The sequence below is a fragment of the Sinorhizobium sp. P24N7 genome (assembly GCF_042436655.1).
Classification (GTDB): Bacteria; Pseudomonadota; Alphaproteobacteria; order Rhizobiales; family Rhizobiaceae; genus Sinorhizobium; species Sinorhizobium meliloti_A.
In genome coordinates, this window is the sequence record NZ_JBHMIW010000006.1 from 85005 (window position 1) to 102486 (window position 17482).

Here is a 17482-nt window from a genome sequence, read left to right on the forward strand (position 1 = left end):
ATATACAATGCAAGCGAGTCTAGTTCCGGCACTGAACGGATTGCGTGTTTCACGTGAAACGGTCGAAAAGCTCGAGCATTTTGCCTCCCTCTTCCAGAAATGGGCGCGATCGATCAATCTCGTTGCCCCCTCGACGCTAGGGGATCTATGGCAGCGGCACATCCTCGATAGCCTCCAGCTTTATCAACTCTCCCCTGCCCCGAAGACCTGGGTCGATCTCGGAAGCGGCGGAGGATTTCCCGGTGTCATTACGGCCATTTGTCTTTCCGAGGCAGAGAACGGATGGGTTCACCTGGTCGAGAGCAATAACAAGAAGGCTGCCTTTTTACGCGTCGCGCTTAGGGAAATCGGTGCCAGGGGTTCCGTTCATCCGATTCGAATGGAAGCGGCACCGGCTGAAATTCCGAATTGCGACGCGATTTCGGCGCGTGCGCTCGCCGATCTGAGCCAACTGCTCGATCATTGTGCGCCATGGATGCTCATGGAAGACTCCAAAACGGTGGCATTCTTTCACAAAGGGCGGGATTATCAGCAGGAAGTCGACAAAGCCGTTAGCCGCTTTCAATTCGATCTGATAAAACATGCAAGTGTCGTCGAGCCGGATTCGGTTGTGCTCGAGATTGCAAATCTTTCACGTCGGACGAAGTGATAGGCGAGCGAAACATGTTTGGCCCAAAGAATCGGATCATCACTATTGCCAATCAGAAGGGCGGCGTCGGCAAAACGACGACGGCCATCAATCTTGCTACTGCGCTCGCCGCCATCGGTGAAAGGGTGCTGATCGTCGATCTCGATCCGCAAGGCAATGCCAGCACCGGGCTCGGTATCCAGCGTCGTGCCCGGCATTTGTCTTCCTACGAGCTGATGATGGGGACCCATTCGATCGGCCAGATTGCTCAGGATACGGCGGTGCCAAATCTGGCCATCGTGCCTTCGACCATGGATCTGCTCGGCGTCGAAATGGAGATTTCCAAGGAATCGGATCGGGTTTTCCGGCTCCGTAAGGCTTTGGCTTCGGTGGATGCTCTTGCTTATTCCTATGTGCTGGTCGACTGCCCGCCATCGTTCAATCTTTTGACGATGAATGCAATGGCAGCCGCGCATTCGGTTCTCGTACCATTGCAGTGCGAGTTTTTTGCCCTCGAAGGCTTGAGCCAGCTGCTGGAGACGGTCGAGCAGGTGCGGCAGACGGTGAATCCAGGCCTCGATATTCAGGGAATCGTGCTGACCATGTTCGATTCCCGGAACAATCTTGCCCAGCAAGTCGTCAGTGACGTTCGCTTGCATTTGGGAGATAAGGTTTATCATACCCTCATTCCCCGCAACGTGCGGGTGTCCGAGGCCCCTTCCTACGGCAAGCCGGCCATTCTTTATGATCTCAAATGCGCCGGAAGTCAGGCTTATCTCCAACTGGCCTCGGAAGTCATTCAGCGCGAGAGGCAGCGGAAGGCCGCTTAATCGTTTCGGTAGCGTAACTAATCAGGTGTCAGATGAACGATGACAGCTCCAAGAGGCGTCTGGGTCGCGGCCTTGCCGCCTTGATCGGCGAAATGGACCAGCCGCTGCACACCGGCGCGGCTCCGGCCGCCGCAATCAGCGCCGATCGGCGGATCCCGATCGAGTTCGTTTCCCGCAACCCTCGCAACCCCCGCCGGCAGTTCGACGAGGCTGAGCTTCAGGACCTTGCAAGCTCGATCCGCCAGCACGGGATCGTTCAGCCGGTCGTCGTGCGCACCGTCGGTCACGACCGCTATGAGATCATTGCCGGTGAAAGGCGCTGGCGCGCGGCGCAACTTGCGGGCTTCACCGAAATACCGGTCATCGTGCGCGATGTCGACGACAGGACGGCGCTGGAGATCGCCATTGTCGAGAACGTTCAGCGCTCCGACCTCAATCCCCTCGAAGAGGCCCTGGGCTACGAGCAACTGATCGCGGAACACGGCTACACGCAGAACGATCTCGGCGACATCATCGGCAAGAGCCGGAGCCATGTTGCGAACAGCCTTCGCCTTCTGAAGCTGCCGGAGCCCGTGCGCGACATGCTTTCCGATGGCAGCCTTTCCGCGGGCCACGCCCGCGCGCTTATACCCACATCGGACCCGGTGGCCTTGGCGCGTGCGGTCGTCTCGAAAGGTCTTTCGGTCCGCGAGGCCGAGCGGCTGGCGCAGAACGACATCAAATCGCAGAACGATCCCAACTACGCAAAGGGCCGCCAGCGTGAGGAGAAGGACGCCGATACGCTGGCGCTGGAGCGCACCCTGTCCGATAGCCTCGGCCTGGAAGTGAGCGTCAACCACAAGGCCAGCGGCGGGCATCTCAAGATTACATACAAGACGCTCGACCAATTGGAAGAGATTTGCCGGCTGCTCGAGCGGCGTTGACGAACACCCTCAACGCCGCGCAGACTGGATCGTGATCGCCAGGAGATTCTGGATCACCAGACTTTCCTCGAGGCTCTGGCGGCTGCGGCTTTGATAGATGGTCGCCTGCAGGCGGCCCAATTCGCGCCGAATCGCCGGAGCGGTCCAGTGTTTCAGCGCCGCTTCGACAACCGGCTTGCGGCGGAAGTGGAGGCCGCGGCCAAGGCTTGCGACGACCTGACCCGCGGACTGGCGGCCCGCATCCATTTCGGCACGCATCACGTCGAGCTGCTGGAATTGCCTCAGGCAGGCCTGAAGCACGAGGAAAGGCGGCGTCTTGGATGTCGTGATCTTCTTCATCGCGTGCAGCAGCGCGTCGGCGTCGCCCTTCAATACCGCATCGACCGCATCATCGACCGAAATGGCGCTGGCGTCGCCGACGATGCCGAGAACGTCGTCCTCGTCGACCAAATCCTTGCCGCGGCAATAGAGGGCGAGTTTCCGGAGCTCGTTGCGCGATGCCATACGGTCGCCCCCGAGCGCCTCCACCAGACGTTCGCGTGCGGCGGGACCGATGCGAAGGCCCGCTTCCGAAAGTTCCTTGTCGACAAGTGCTTGCAGGCCCCTGGCGTCGTCGCTGTAGCAGGCGATCGAAGCGACGGAGCGGGAAGTCTCGCCCACTTTCCTGAGCGCCGCCCCCTTCTTGAGGTCGCCCGCTTCTATGATGAGCCGGGCGCCGGCGGGCGGGTCGGTCGCGAGAATCTGCAGCGCTTCGGTGAGCGCCTTCTCAGCGGACGCACCGCGCACCCAGACCAGCTTATCGCCGCCGAAAAGACCGATGGCATTGACTTCGTCCAGCACGCTTCCCGCGCCCTGCAATGACCCGGCATCAAGCTTGACGACGGCGAAAGGATCATCGAGAGGAAGGCCGAAGCTGCCGGCGAGTTCGGACGCGCGTTCCGAGACGAGGCCGCGATCGGGACCGTAGAGCAGGAAAAGCCGGTAGATCGCCGCAGATCGCTGCAGGAAATTATCGAATTCGTGCGACTTGACCTCGCTCATCTGACGAACGGATCAGCGGCCGAGAGCGGCTGCGAGGTCGGCCCCGATGATCTCCGCCAGTTCCTTGGCGGCGCGATTCTCGCCATCGCGCACGGCGCGTATCTTGGCGAATTCCTGCTGGGGGAAGTCGACCAAAGCGACGGCCGTCCGGTTCCCTGACTTCACGGTCTCGCCGGTGGCGGTCTTGGTCAGGTTGTAGTCCGCTTTCACGACAATGCGGCCGGCTCCGGCGTCGTCGTCGTCATTGTCGAGATCCGTGCTCTCGTAGAGCACGCCCATCGTCCGGTGCGAGACGCTGAGCGCCAGATGATATTGCGGATTGACCGGTTCGCCCTGACCACGCGACGTCAGGAAGATGAGGGCATTTCGGACTTCCTGCTCGACGCGATCGTCGGCTTCCGAAATCTCGATCGCGGCAAGCGCGACAGAGGTCGCACCGGTAGGACCGTCGGAGTAGAGGGGCCTGACCTGGCAGCCGCCAAGTGCCGCGAGCGACAATGCGCCGGCTACGAAGCCCAAGGACCGAAGACGGAAGCCAGCTATATCAGACAACGACATTGACGATCCTCTGAGGCACGACGATGATCTTCTTCGGGCTGCCGCCGTTGAGCGCGGCTTTTACGGCGTCGAGCGCGAGCACGGCGCTTTCGATCGCACTCTGATCTGCGTCGCGCGCGATTGTCAAATCGGCGCGCTTTTTCCCGTTGACCTGGACCGGGAGCGTGATCTCGTTCTCGACGATGAGCGCAGCATCGAATTTCGGCCAGGGCATCTCGGCGATCAGACCTTTGCCGCCGATCTCCCGCCAGGATTCTTCCGCGAGATGCGGCATCATCGGCGCGATCAGGTTGATCAGGATCGTGGCGGCGTCCTTTACCGCAGCAGTCAGAGCGTTGTCCGCCTTGCCGCTCGCGACCTGCGTCAGCGGAGCGGCCATGGCGTTCACCAGTTCGTAAATGCGAGCGACCGCCTTGTTGAAGGCGAGCTTGTCATAGTCGGCCTCTACCGCCTTGAGAGTGCGATGCGCGGCCTGGGACACGGCAAGCCCCTCGCCTCCGCTTGCCGGTGCGGCATCGACGGCACGCAGCTTCTCCGCGGCCTCGGTCAGAAGTCGCCAGACGCGCTGCACGAAGCGATGGGCGCCTTCGACGCCTGCTTCGGACCAGATAACGTCGCGATCCGGCGGCGAATCGGAGAGCACGAAGAAACGTGCAGTATCGGCCCCGTAGGAGCCGATGATGTCATCCGGGTCGACGACGTTCTTCTTCGACTTCGACATCTTCTCGATCGATCCGATGGCGATTTCCTCGCCGGTCTCGATGTGGACCGCGCGCCGCTGTCCGTCTGTTTCCTCGACGCGGATTTCGGCGGGCGTGATCCATTCCCGCTGCGCGCCTTCGCCGCGGCTATAGGTCTCGTGGACGACCATGCCCTGCGTGAACAGCCCCTTGAAAGGCTCGTCCAGGGCCACGTGGCCGGTCGCCTTCATCGCGCGGGTGAAGAAGCGCGAATAGAGCAGATGCAGGATCGCATGCTCGATGCCGCCGATATACTGGTCGACCGGCAGCCAGTGATTGGCCGCTTTCGGATCCGTCGGGTTGTCCTCCCAGGGCGCCGTGAAGCGGGTGAAGTACCAGGAGGAATCGACGAAGGTATCCATCGTGTCGGTTTCCCGGCGTGCGTCCTTGCCGCATTGCGGGCAGGCGACGTGACGCCAGGTCGGGTGACGGTCGAGCGGATTGCCGGGCTTGTCGAAGGTCACGTCCGGCGGCAGCGTCACGGGCAGGTCTGCCTTCGGCACCGGAACGACGCCGCAGTCGTCGCAATGGATGACCGGGATCGGGCAGCCCCAGTAGCGCTGGCGGGAAATGCCCCAGTCGCGCAGGCGGAAATTGACTTTGCGCTCGCCACGCGGCGTGCCGTTCAGCAGATCGTTTTCGAGTCTGGAGGCGACGGTCTCGAACGCCTCTTGCGCCGAAAGCCCGTCGAGGAAGCGCGAATTGATCATCACGCCGTCGCCGTCATAGGCCTCGTCGCCGATCGTGAAGGTCTGCGGATCGGCATCCTTCGGCATCACCACCGGAACGACCGGCAGATCGTATTTGCGGGCGAAATCCAGGTCGCGCTGGTCGCCCGAAGGGCAGCCGAAGATGGCGCCGGTGCCGTAGTCCATCAGCACGAAATTGGCGATGTAGACCGGCAGCTCCCAGTTCGGATCGAAGGGGTGTCGCGCGCGGATGCCGGTGTCGATGCCCTTCTTCTCCGCCGTCTCCAGTGCGGCGAGCGACGTGCCCGCGCGCCGGCATTCCTCGCAGAAGGCTTCGATCTCGGCGTTCTTGGCCGCGGCATCCCTGGCGAGCGGATGATCGGCGGAGATCGCCAGGAAGGAGGCGCCGAACAGCGTATCGGGCCGCGTCGTATAGACGGTGACTTCCTTCTCCTCGCCGGGGACCGTCGCCGGATCGAGCTCCCACCGCACCGACAGCCCTTCCGAACGGCCGATCCAGTTTTTCTGCATCAGCCGCACTTTTTCGGGCCACTCGTCGAGCGTGTCGAGCGCGTCGAGCAGATCCTGGCTGAAGTCGGTGATGCGGAAGAACCATTGCGTCAGCTCGCGCTGTTCAACGAGCGCGCCGGAGCGCCAGCCGCGGCCTTCGATCACCTGCTCGTTGGCGAGCACGGTATTGTCGACCGGGTCCCAGTTGACCTTCGATTGCTTTCGGTAGACCAGGCCTTTTTCCAGGAAATCGAGGAAAAGATGCTGCTGGCGCTGGTAATATTCGGGATCGCAGGTCGCAAACTCCCGGCTCCAGTCGAGCGAAAGCCCCATGACCTTGAGCTGCGCCTTCATCGAGGCGATGTTCTGGTAGGTCCAGCTCGCCGGATGAACGCCGCGCTCCATGGCAGCGTTTTCCGCCGGCATGCCGAAGGCGTCCCAGCCCATCGGGTGCAGCACGTTGAAGCCGCGGGCGCGCTTGTAGCGGGCGACCACGTCGCCCATCGTGTAATTGCGCACGTGACCCATGTGGATCCGCCCGGACGGATAGGGGAACATCTCCAGGACGTAATATTTGTCGCGCGGATCGTCGTTCTTCGTCTCGAAGACCTTGCCCGCTTCCCATTGGTGCTGCCAGCGCGGTTCGGCATCGCGCGGATTATATCGTTCGGTAGCCATGTCTTTGTCGATGTTCCGGAAATTCTGCCGGGCGCGAGCGCCCGCGCGTGATAGCTGGCGTGACCTTCACCACGAAACGCCCTAAGCGTCAAGTTTTGAAGGATTCGCCGGGCGATCCCTTCGATTTGGCATTTCAAGCGCGGGAAGGATAACGCCGCGCCCAAAGCGAACCCGCCCGCTCCGGGTTGCGCTGGACTTGGCAAGCGTTGCAAGTTTCAATAAGCCGCAAGCGAAGATGTCTAGACGATCTTGAACGGGAGCGTGGAATGGAAGTCGAGGAACGGCTGAACGAAGTGCTGAGCCGGATTCGCGCAAGTGAGAAGTCGGCGAAGCGTTCGGAAAATGCCGTCAGTCTGGTGGCCGTGTCGAAAACCTTCGACGCCGAGACGATCCGGCCGGTGATTGAGGCTGGCCAGCGCCTCTTCGGCGAGAACCGCGTGCAGGAGGCGCAAGCGAAATGGCCCGCGCTCAAGCGTGAGACCCCGGACATCGAGCTGCACCTGATCGGTCCGCTGCAATCCAACAAGGCTGCAGACGCCGTTGCGCTCTTCGACGTCATAGAGACGATCGACAGGGAGAAGATCGCGCGCGCGGTCGCCGCCGAAATGCAGCGCCAGGGGCGCGATATCCGCCTCTATGTTCAGGTGAACACGGGTCTCGAGCCGCAGAAAGCTGGCATCGCGCCGGACGACGCGGCCGCTTTCGTCGGGCTTTGCCGTGACGAGTTGGCTCTGAACATCGAAGGACTGATGTGCATTCCCCCGCTGGACGAAAATCCGGGACCGCACTTCGCCCTGCTCGCCAAGCTTGCCGATCAGTGCGGCCTTTCCAGGCTCTCCATGGGCATGTCGGGCGATTTCGAAACGGCAATCGCCTTCGGCGCCACCGGCGTGCGGGTAGGCTCCGCCATTTTCGGAGCGCGCTGAGTTCCAATCCCATTACCCTTTGGTCGGGGTTCCCGTTTACCTCCGTTCGCCTATCTTGCGAAGTGGAGGAACCGGGCTTCTCGTCCGGAGAGCGAGTGGGAGGAAACGGATATGGCGAGCCGCTATTCCGAAGTGTATGCCGCGTGGAAAGCCGATCCGCACGGCTTCTGGGCAGATGCTGCATCGGCGATTGACTGGTTCGAGCGGCCGGCGCGCATTTTCGAGCCTGCCGGCGGCACCTATGGCCACTGGTTTCCGGATGGCGTCACCAACACCTGCCACAATTGCCTCGACCGGCATGTCGAGGCCGGCCGAGGCGAGCAGCCGGCCTTTATCTATGACAGTCCCGTCACCGGCCGGATCGAGAGGATCTCCTATGCGGACCTGCTCGCCGATGTGAAGGCAATGGCTGCGATCTACCGCAATCTGGGCGTCGACAAGGGCGATCGCATCATCATCTACATGCCGATGATTCCGCAGGCGGCGATCGCCATGCTCGCGGCAGCGCGGATCGGCGCGGTGCATTCTGTCGTTTTCGGCGGCTTTGCCGCCAACGAACTCGCCATGCGCATCGATGATTGCCAGGCAAAGCTCGTCGTCTCGGCAAGCTGCGGGCTGGAGCCCGGTCGGACCGTCGCCTACAAGCCTCTGCTCGATCAGGCGATCGAAACGGCCAGCCACAAGCCGGCCCATTGCCTGATCTATCAGCGCGATATGCTCGCCGCCTCGATGATTCGCGGCCGCGACATCGATTTCGCCGAGGCGCTTGCGCAGGCCAGAGACGCCGGTGAGGAAGCCTCTTGCACGCCGGTTGCCTCCACCGATCCGCTTTATGTCCTCTATACGTCCGGGACGACCGGCCAGCCGAAAGGCGTCGTGCGGGACAATGGCGGCCATATGGTCGCGCTCAAATGGTCGATGGAGAACTTCTTCGGCGTCAATGCCGGCGACGTGTTCTGGGCGGCTTCCGACATCGGTTGGGTGGTCGGTCATTCCTACATCGTCTACGGGCCGCTCCTCAACGGCTGCACGTCGATCCTCTTCGAAGGAAAGCCAGTCGGGACGCCCGACCCCGGAACCTATTGGCGCGTGATTTCCGAACACGGCGTCGCCGTCATGTTCACCGCGCCGACGGCGCTGCGAGCGATCCGGAAAGAGGATCCGGAAGCTGTCCATGCAGGCCGTTACGACCTGTCGCGGTTCCGGGCGCTCTATCTTGCGGGCGAGCGGGCCGACCCGGACACGATCCGCTGGGCGGAACGGGCGCTGAAGGTTCCGGTGATCGATCACTGGTGGCAGACGGAAACAGGATGGCCCGTCGCCGGCAATCCATTGGGTCTCGGCCTCCTGCCGGTAAAATACGGTTCCCCGGCGGTTCCCCTCCCCGGCTACGACGTGCAGGTCGTCGACGACGCGGGCCACCCGGTGGAAACCGGCGCGCTCGGCAATGTCGTGATCAAGCTGCCTTTGCCGCCCGGCTGCCTGCCGACGCTCTGGAATGCCGATCACCGCTTCCATGCGGCCTATCTCGAGGAATATCCCGGCTTCTACAAAACGGCGGATGCCGGCTATCTCGACGAGGACGGCTATATCTTCATCATGGCGCGGACCGACGACATCATCAACGTTGCGGGACACCGGCTGTCGACGGGGGCCATGGAAGAGGTTTGCGCCAGCCATCCGGATGTCGCCGAATGCGCCGTGATCGGCATCGCCGATCCCCTCAAGGGGCAGGTGCCGGCGGGCTTCCTGGTCATCAACGCCAATGTTTCCCGTGAAACAGAAGAAATCGAGAAGGAGGTCATCGGCCTCGTGCGCGAGCGCATCGGGCCGGTCGCCGCCTTCAGGACGGCGGTCTGCGTCAAGCGGCTGCCAAAGACGCGATCCGGCAAGATCCTGCGCTCGACGATCCAGAAGATCATCGACCGCCAGCCCTGGACGATGCCGGCGACGATCGACGATCCGTCGATCCTCGACGAGATTACCGAACTGTTGCGGTCCAAGGGGATTGGCGTTTAGAGCACTTCCAGGAAAGCGTGTAACGGTTTTCCGTCAGCGACGGTCAATAAAAAACCCGGATGTTGCGATCCGGGTTTTCTCATCTCGCAGATGGCGAACCGATCAGTAGTCGTCTTCCTCGTCGTCCTTGCGGTCCGACTTCAGCGACTTCAGCTTGGCGAAGACGGCATCGGCGTCGATTTCCTTCTCCTCTTCGCGATCGTGGCCGTAGTCGAGCTTCTCGGTCTCCTGCGCGGATTCGAGCGTCGCGCCGGTCTCGGCTGCGGAAGGAAGCGGGCGCCCCTTGGAGGCGCGCTCGACCTCCAGGTCCAGGTCGATCTGCGAGCAGAGGCCGAGAGTCACCGGGTCCATCGGCGTCAGGTTGGCGGAGTTCCAGTGGGTGCGCTCGCGAATCTGTTCGATCGTCGCCTTCGTCGTGCCGACAAGACGCGAGATCTGCGCGTCCTTCAGTTCCGGATGGTTGCGGACCAGCCACAGAATGGCGTTCGGGCGGTCCTGACGCTTGGAGACCGGCGTGTAGCGCGGGCCCTTGCGCTTGGAGTCCGGGACGCGGACCTTCGGCTCCGAAAGCTTGAGTTTGTGATTCGGATTTCCTTCGGCGCGCGCAATCTCGTCGCGCGAAAGCTGGCCGGTAGCGATCGGATCGAGGCCCTTGATACCCTGCGCCGATTCACCGTCGGCAATCGCCTTGACCTCGAGCGGGTGCAGCTTGCAGAACTGCGCGATCTGGTCGAACGAGAGTGCGGTGTTGTCAACCAGCCAGACGGCTGTTGCCTTGGGCATAAGCAGTTGCTGAGCCATGGATATAGTCCTTTTGTCCGTCCGCGCCGGTGTCGCGGGCCGTGGAGTCTACCACTCATTTCCGGGAATTGGGGGTTCTATACCGTTCTTGTCTCGAAATTGCAATTCTTCACTTTCAAATGTGCTTTTGTCTAATTGCGGACCGGAAGCGACCTGCTTATGAATTGTCGCAAAGGACCGGTGGGAGCCGATCCAGGGCGGAATGAGGAACTCTGTGCGCAGTTTTCCGCCGGTATCCGCCCATGATCTGACCAGAAATGCGCAGGGAGGAAAATTATGGACGTCAAGACCTACCCGGTCCTAGAAGCGGCCAAGAACCGCACGCTGCTCGACAATGCGACCTATCTCGAATGGTATCGCGAGAGCGTTGCCGATCCGGAGAAGTTTTGGGGCGAGCACGGCAAGCGGATCGAATGGTTCGAGCCCTATACAAAGGTCAAGAATACCTCCTTCGAGGGCGATGTCTCGATCAAGTGGTTCGAAGACGGACTGACCAATGTGTCCTACAATTGCATCGACCGCCACCTGAAGACGCACGGCGACAAGACGGCGATCATCTGGGAGGGAGACAATCCCTATCTCGACAAGAAGATCACCTATAACGAGCTGTACGACAGGGTCTGCCGTCTTTCCAACGTCATGAAGAAGCACGGCGTCAAGAAGGGCGACCGCGTCACCATCTACATGCCGATGATCCCCGAAGCGGCCTATGCGATGCTCGCCTGCGCGCGCATAGGCGCGATCCATTCGGTCGTTTTCGGCGGCTTTTCGCCCGAGGCGCTGGCCGGCCGAATCGTCGATTGCGAGTCCACCTTCGTGATCACCTGCGACGAGGGCCTGCGCGGCGGCAAGCCGATTCCGCTCAAGGAGAATACCGATACGGCGGTCGATATCGCTGCCAGGCAGCACGTAATGGTCAGCAAGGTCCTGGTCGTGCGCCGCACCGGCGGCAAAGTCGGCTGGGCTCCGGGCCGCGATCTCTGGTATCATCAGGAAACCGCGACGGTGGAGCCGCATTGCCCGCCGGAAAAGATGAACGCGGAGGACCCGCTCTTCATCCTCTATACGTCCGGCTCTACCGGCAAGCCGAAGGGCGTGCTGCACACGACCGGCGGCTATCTCGTCTACGCTTCGATGACGCATCAATACGTGTTCGACTACCGGGACGGCGACATCTACTGGTGCACGGCGGATGTCGGCTGGGTCACCGGCCACTCCTACATCGTCTATGGGCCGCTCGCCAATGCGGCGACGACGCTGATGTTCGAGGGCGTGCCGAACTTCCCCGACGCGGGACGATTCTGGGAAGTGGTCGACAAGCACAAGGTCAACATCTTCTACACCGCGCCGACCGCGATCCGCTCGCTGATGGGAGCGGGCGACGATTTCGTCAAGCGCTCCTCACGCTCTTCGCTGCGCCTGCTCGGAACGGTCGGCGAACCGATCAATCCGGAAGCCTGGGAGTGGTACTATCACGTTGTCGGCGACGAGCGTTGCCCTATCGTCGATACCTGGTGGCAGACGGAAACCGGCGGCATACTGATCACGCCGCTGCCGGGGGCCACCGATCTCAAACCCGGTTCGGCGACGCGGCCCTTCTTCGGCGTCCAGCCGCAGATCGTAGACAGCGACGGCAAGGTCGTAGAGGGCGCGGCCGACGGCAACCTCTGCATCACCGAAAGCTGGCCCGGGCAGATGCGGACGGTCTATGGCGATCACGAACGCTTCATCCAGACCTATTTCTCCACCTACAAGGGCAAGTATTTCACGGGCGACGGCTGCCGCCGCGACGAGGACGGCTACTATTGGATCACCGGCCGCGTCGACGACGTGCTGAACGTCTCCGGCCACCGGCTCGGCACGGCGGAAGTGGAATCGGCGCTCGTCTCGCATAACCTCGTTTCCGAGGCGGCGGTCGTCGGCTATCCGCATCCGATCAAGGGTCAGGGCATCTATTGCTACGTTTCGCTGATGGCCGGCGAGGTCGGAGACGACGAACTGCGCCAGGCGCTCGTCAAGCACGTGCGTTCGGAGATCGGGCCGATCGCGACGCCGGACAAGATTCAGTTCGCGCCCGGCCTGCCGAAAACACGCTCGGGCAAGATCATGCGCCGGATCCTCCGCAAGATCGCCGAGGATGATTTCGGTTCGCTCGGCGACACGTCGACGCTCGCAGATCCAGGTGTCGTCGACGACCTGATCGCCAATCGTCAGAACCGCGCGTGATGTGAGCTGGGTGGCGAGAGCCACTCATCCCGCTGCCGCAACCTTCGCCCCGCAAGCGGGGCGAAGGGGCATCGCGGGGAGAAGGTTAGGATGAGGGGCTCAACCCCGCCCTCTACTAGCCGCGAACGCCACGCTCGATTCGCTACCGAAACGAAATTGATACGACCTGCCTCAGAAATCGATCGCGCGGCCCTTGATCTCCCAATCGCCGAAGCGAGCCGGGTCGAGGCCGCCGCGCCCGCCTAGTTCCGCCGGCATATCCTTCGGCGCTTCGGCACGTCGCCTCTCTTCGGCCTCCTTCAGAGCGCGCAGCGCTGCCGGGGAAAGCGGACGTTTGGGGCGGTCGGGAGAATTGTCGTTGTCGTTCTGCATACCGGTCGCGGTTTCCGTAACGATATTGAAGAGCTGGCCGTCTATACCCATCATATAGGCACTTCCGTGTGAACGGAAAAGCTTGATTCACGTGAAACCTTTGCGCGTACCGAATGGAACGAAGCGGCTGCAAGCGGCTTTCCAGGAGGCGCGGAAAGGACACCGATATGGTTGGAGCTCATTCATGAACCTCATGCGCACGGCAATGCTGCTTGCCTTCATGACCGTCCTCTTCATGGCCGTCGGCTATGTCATCGGCGGCCGCGGTGGCATGATGATCGCCCTCGTCATCGCCGCGGGCATGAACTTCTTCTCCTACTGGAATTCCGACCGGATGGTCCTGCGGATGTACCGGGCGCAGGAGGTGGACGAGCGCAGCGCGCCGGAATATTACGGCATCGTCCGCGATCTGGCGAAGAATGCCGGCCTGCCGATGCCGCGCGTCTACGTCATCGACAGCCCCCAGCCGAATGCCTTCGCCACCGGCCGCAATCCCGAGAACGCTGCGGTCGCCGCTTCGACGGGACTGCTGCATTCGCTTTCCTACGAAGAGGTTGCCGGGGTTATGGCGCATGAGCTCGCCCATATCCAGTATCGCGACACTTTGACGATGACGCTGACGGCGACGCTCGCCGGTGCGATTTCCATGCTTGGCAATTTCGCCTTCTTCTTCGGTGGCAACCGCGAGAACAACAATCCGCTCGGCTTCATCGGCGTGCTGATCGCGATGATCGTCGCTCCGCTCGCGGCCATGCTTGTACAGATGGCGATCAGCCGTACACGCGAATATTCCGCCGACCGCCGCGGCGCGGAGATCTGCGGCAATCCCCTCTGGCTTTCCTCGGCGCTTCGCAAAATCGCCGGTGCCGCACAGGTCATCCATAACAATGACGCCGAGCGCAATCCGGCGACGGCGCATATGTTCATCATCAATCCCCTCTCGGGCGAGCGGATGGACAATCTGTTCTCGACCCATCCGAACACGGAGAACCGGGTGGCGGCTCTGGAGAGAATGGCCCGCGAGACGTCCACGGGCTCGACGGCGCCGGTCCGCCCTGATAATGCAGGGCGCAAATCGCGCTCTGTCCCGAGAACCGGCTGGGGTCGCGGTGGTTCCGAACCGCCGAAAGGCCCCTGGTCCTGATGCCCGAAAACAACAAGAACGATTCACGTCCGAAACGATCCCGCGAGCGCAACCGCTCCGGAGCGGGGGGAGCCCGGCCCGGCGCGGATGCCGCGGCCAAACCGGGCCTGAAGAGCCGCCAGGCGGCTGCCAAGATCCTGGCGGCGGTGGTGGACCGCAAGACGCCGCTTGATGGAATGCTCGATCCGGAGCGCGGGAACCCGGCCTATCGCGAGTTGAGCGAAGCAGATCGCGCGCTGGTGCGCGCCATTCTCAACTCGGCACTCCGCCATCTGCCGCGCATTCGCGCGGCCATCGACTCGCTTCTGCAAACGCCTCTCCCCGAGGGTGCGCGGGCTCTCGAACACGTGCTGACCGTTGCCGCCGCGCAAATTCTCTATCTCGACGTTCCGGATCATTCGGCAGTCGATCTTGCAGTGGAACAGGCCCAGTCCGACCCGCGCAATCGCCGTTTCGCAAGCCTCGTCAACGCCGTATTGCGGCGGCTTTCGCGTGAAAAGCACGAAATTCTCGAAAAGCTGCAGCAAGTGCCGGCGATGCCCGGCTGGTTCTTCGACAGGCTCGTCGCCTGTTACGGTCCCGACCAGGCCGAGCGCATCTCCGAGGCGCAGCTCGTTCCCGCCGCCATCGACGTGACCGTGAAATCCGATGCGGCGTCCTGGGCGGAACGGCTCGCTGGCACCGTGTTGCCGACCGGCTCCGTTCGTCTTCAGGACTTCTCCGGTTCGATCCCGTCGCTTTCAGGCTTTTCGGAAGGGGCCTGGTGGGTCCAGGACGCGGCTGCTTCCATTCCGGCCCGCCTTTTCGGCGATATTCACGGGAAGAAGGTGGTCGATCTCTGTGCTGCGCCCGGCGGCAAGACGGCGCAGCTCGTCCTCGCGGGGGCCGAGGTGACCGCGCTTGATCAGTCGTCAAGCCGGTTGCGGCGGCTCAAGGCGAACCTCGAGCGGCTTGGCTTCGAGGCCCGGACAAGGGAGAGCGACATGGCCGAGTTCCGGCCGGAAGAGCTCTTTGACGCGGCCCTTCTCGACGCCCCCTGCTCCTCGACGGGCACCACCCGGCGGCATCCCGACGTGCTCTGGACGAAAGGCCCGTCGGACGTCGAGAAGCTTGCCAGGCTGCAGGAACGGCTGCTGCGGCATGCGCTTACCCTGGTGAAGCCCGGCGGCCTCATCGTCTTTTCCAATTGCTCGCTCGACCCGCTGGAGGGCGAGGAGGTCGTCGCCCGCGTCGTCGCCGACGGCGGATGCGAACGGGTGCCGATCGACGCAGCCGATTGGCCGGGGCTCGAAAAGGCGATCACCCCGCTTGGAGAGTTCCGCACGACACCTGCGATGCTTCCACTGGAACCGCCCTTCGCCGGTGGCCTCGATGGTTTTTATGCCGCCGTGCTGCGCCGTGAGGGAGCCTGAGGGCGCTCATCAACAGACTGTTTTGCTTTGACAATTGACGCCCTCGGACGGCCCGCCTATCAATGGCGACAGGGTTGATAAATATTTAATGATCTTTCCCGCACGATTCCGATCTTCTGCATGATCCTCGAATCGGCTCCGGTTGAAGAGGAAACCCACGGGCGCCGATGACGTTTTCCAGTAAAACAAGGCTCCTATATTTGTATTTGCGCGAAGGCCAACGCCGATTGGCGCGCCTGCTTTCGCGCGGGAAGACGGCGGCGCTGCGCGTTGCAGGCTCCACGCCCGCCCGTCTGATCGTCGCACCCACGGATCTTCGGGCCATCGATCCCTTCGCCGCCGAAGAGATTCTCGCGGGTCGCTTTCCGCTCGCCGGCCGCGTTCTGGATACCGAAGGCGAGTCGCCTTTCGAAATCGACCTGCCGTCGCACGAGTTCGCGGTTCGCCTTCATTCCTTCGGCTGGCTGCGGCACATGCGGGCGATCCAGGACGAAGCCGGCTCGATCAGGCTGCGCCAGATCATGGACGACTGGATCGGCTGCCATGGCCGAAGCATCGGCGAAATCTCGTGGGAAGCGGATGTGGTCGCGCAGCGCGTCATCGCCTGGCTGTCCCATTCGCCGGTGGTGCTGCGTAATGCCGAGCACGGTTTCTATCGCCGCTTCCTGAGAAGCCTTGCCCTTCAGGTCCGCCACCTCCGGAATGTCGCCGAGACCGTGACCGACGGAGAGGCGCGCCTGAGGGTTCGCCTGGCACTCGCCATGGCCTCCGTTTCGATGCCGGCTACGGCTTCGGCTATCCGCAAGGCGTCGCGCAATCTGGATCTGGAGCTGGAGCGGCAGCTTCTGCCTGACGGGGCGCATTTCTCCCGAAACCCCCGGGCCGGGCTCGAGCTGCTGCTCGATCTGCTGCCGCTGCGCCAGACCTATGTCAATCTCGGCCACGACGTGCCTTCGAGGCTCATCCCCTGCATCGACCGCATGTATCCGGCGCTCCGCTTCTTCCGCCACCAGAGCGGGGAGCTCGCTCTCTTCAACGGCGCGACATCGGTTCTCGCCCATGAGCTCGCCTCGGTGCTCAGATATGACGAGACGTCCGGCGAGCCGTTCCGGTCGTTGCCACACGCCCATTACGAACGCCTGTCGATGGGCGATACCGTCATCATCATGGACACTGGGCGTCCGCTTTCGGTCGACCTGTCGCGAACCGCCCATGCCGGCTGCCTCTCCTTCGAGATGTCCTCCGGCAGGAATCGCTTCGTCGTCAACTCCGGCGCGCCGAAATTCGCCGGCGAACGATTCAGGCAGATGGCGCGCACGACCGCCGCGCACTCCACCGTCACCGTCGACGACACCTCTTCCTGCCGTTTTTTGCAGTCGCGGTTTCTGGGCCCGATCATGATCAGCGGCCCCTCGCGCGTCGCGGTCGAGAGAAAGGACGAGCCGGGAAGCATCGAGCAGGTCAAAGCGAGTCACGACGGCTACCTTGCGCCCTTCGGCCTGATCCACGAGCGCGACATCGGAATTCTCAATGGCGGGCGACTGATCCGCGGCCGCGACCGCCTGCTGCTGGAGGATGGCAGCGATCCGGAAAATGACGACGACGCGGCCGCGGTCGCCCGTTTCCACATCCATCCGGCAATCGGCATGCGCCAGCACAGCGAGAGCGAGATATATCTGACGGCGCCCGACGGAGAGACATGGCTCTTCGCCTGCCGCGACGGTGCGCTCGCGATCGAGGAGGATATCTTCTTCGCCGATCCCTCCGGCGTTCGCGCATCGTCGCAGATAAGCGTGACCTTCTCCGCCGCCTCGCAGCCGGAGATCCAGTGGACTTTCACGCGCGAGGGATGACCCCGAAACTGCGCCGGGCCTATTTTCCCGTTGTTGCGGCGCCGAAGGTTCCTTCCGGCAACAAGCTATGCTAACGGGCAGCCATCCCAATCGCCGGAACTTCCTCCCTACGCGTCCGGCGCTGCCAAAGGA

Annotated in this window: 14 protein-coding genes; 9 read left to right on the forward strand and 5 right to left on the reverse strand. The window is 62.5% G+C overall.

Going from position 1 to position 17482, the window contains the following annotated elements; genetic code table 11:
• The first annotated feature begins 7 nt into the window (after nucleotides 1-7).
• Genes rsmG through ACFHWW_RS11925 form a run of 3 tightly spaced genes read left to right on the forward strand, consistent with a single transcriptional unit; the run spans nucleotide 8 to nucleotide 2381 of the window.
• Nucleotides 8-649, forward strand: a complete 642-nt coding sequence (rsmG, locus tag ACFHWW_RS11915) for a 16S rRNA (guanine(527)-N(7))-methyltransferase RsmG (RefSeq protein ID WP_379938352.1) — start codon at nucleotides 8-10, stop codon at nucleotides 647-649.
• A gap of 14 nt (nucleotides 650-663) precedes the next feature.
• Complete coding sequence (locus tag ACFHWW_RS11920) at nucleotides 664-1458, forward strand: ParA family protein (protein WP_100672635.1); 795 nt, start codon at nucleotides 664-666, stop codon at nucleotides 1456-1458.
• A 32-nt stretch (nucleotides 1459-1490) separates the two neighbouring features.
• A complete protein-coding gene (locus ACFHWW_RS11925) occupies nucleotides 1491-2381 on the forward strand; it encodes a ParB/RepB/Spo0J family partition protein (protein ID WP_100672636.1) in 891 nt (296 codons plus the stop codon).
• Between the two features lie 9 nt (nucleotides 2382-2390).
• On the opposite strand, the gene holA is transcribed toward ACFHWW_RS11925, so the two are convergent.
• The 3 genes from holA to leuS are packed head-to-tail and all read right to left on the reverse strand — an operon-like array spanning nucleotide 2391 to nucleotide 6597.
• On the reverse strand, nucleotides 2391-3422 hold the full coding sequence (holA, locus tag ACFHWW_RS11930) for a DNA polymerase III subunit delta (RefSeq protein ID WP_100672637.1): 1032 nt from the start codon (nucleotides 3420-3422) through the stop codon (nucleotides 2391-2393).
• 12 nt (nucleotides 3423-3434) lie between these two features.
• Complete coding sequence (locus tag ACFHWW_RS11935) at nucleotides 3435-3980, reverse strand: hypothetical protein (protein ID WP_379938355.1); 546 nt, start codon at nucleotides 3978-3980, stop codon at nucleotides 3435-3437.
• On the reverse strand, nucleotides 3967-6597 hold the full coding sequence (gene leuS / locus ACFHWW_RS11940) for a leucine--tRNA ligase (protein WP_379938357.1): 2631 nt from the start codon (nucleotides 6595-6597) through the stop codon (nucleotides 3967-3969). The genes ACFHWW_RS11935 and leuS overlap by 14 nt, the downstream gene beginning before the upstream one ends.
• A 266-nt stretch (nucleotides 6598-6863) precedes the next feature.
• Between leuS and ACFHWW_RS11945 the strand changes: the two genes are divergently transcribed.
• Together ACFHWW_RS11945 and ACFHWW_RS11950 are read left to right on the forward strand one after the other, a co-directional pair.
• A complete protein-coding gene (locus ACFHWW_RS11945) occupies nucleotides 6864-7523 on the forward strand; it encodes a YggS family pyridoxal phosphate-dependent enzyme (protein ID WP_100672640.1) in 660 nt (219 codons plus the stop codon).
• A 111-nt stretch (nucleotides 7524-7634) separates the two neighbouring features.
• Nucleotides 7635-9542: a propionyl-CoA synthetase gene (locus ACFHWW_RS11950; protein ID WP_379938359.1), complete on the forward strand. Its 1908-nt coding sequence runs from the start codon at nucleotides 7635-7637 to the stop codon at nucleotides 9540-9542.
• 102 nt (nucleotides 9543-9644) lie between these two features.
• Here the strand turns inward: ACFHWW_RS11950 and ACFHWW_RS11955 are convergent, their stop codons facing one another.
• Nucleotides 9645-10343, reverse strand: a complete 699-nt coding sequence (locus ACFHWW_RS11955) for a DUF1013 domain-containing protein (RefSeq protein ID WP_018098706.1) — start codon at nucleotides 10341-10343, stop codon at nucleotides 9645-9647.
• Nucleotides 10344-10619: 276 nt separating this feature from the next.
• Here ACFHWW_RS11955 and acs point away from each other — a divergent pair, with 276 nt between their 5' ends.
• Nucleotides 10620-12569 (forward strand): acetate--CoA ligase, encoded by a 1950-nt coding sequence (gene acs / locus ACFHWW_RS11960; RefSeq protein WP_379938361.1) that lies wholly within the window; start codon nucleotides 10620-10622, stop codon nucleotides 12567-12569.
• Between the two features lie 171 nt (nucleotides 12570-12740).
• On the opposite strand, the gene ACFHWW_RS11965 is transcribed toward acs, so the two are convergent.
• Complete coding sequence (locus ACFHWW_RS11965) at nucleotides 12741-12995, reverse strand: DUF1674 domain-containing protein (RefSeq protein WP_324762554.1); 255 nt, start codon at nucleotides 12993-12995, stop codon at nucleotides 12741-12743.
• 130 nt (nucleotides 12996-13125) lie between these two features.
• Between ACFHWW_RS11965 and htpX the strand changes: the two genes are divergently transcribed.
• From htpX to ACFHWW_RS11980, 3 genes are all read left to right on the forward strand, one after another.
• Nucleotides 13126-14085, forward strand: coding sequence for a zinc metalloprotease HtpX (gene htpX, locus ACFHWW_RS11970; protein WP_100672643.1), 960 nt, complete (start codon nucleotides 13126-13128; stop codon nucleotides 14083-14085).
• Entirely contained in the window at nucleotides 14085-15497 is a 1413-nt protein-coding gene (locus ACFHWW_RS11975; protein ID WP_379938364.1) for an RsmB/NOP family class I SAM-dependent RNA methyltransferase, read from the forward strand. Before htpX ends, ACFHWW_RS11975 begins: the two co-directional genes overlap by 1 nt.
• Nucleotides 15498-15664: 167 nt before the next feature.
• Entirely contained in the window at nucleotides 15665-17350 is a 1686-nt protein-coding gene (locus ACFHWW_RS11980) for a heparinase II/III family protein (RefSeq protein WP_379938366.1), read from the forward strand.
• Nucleotides 17351-17482 lie beyond the last annotated feature (132 nt).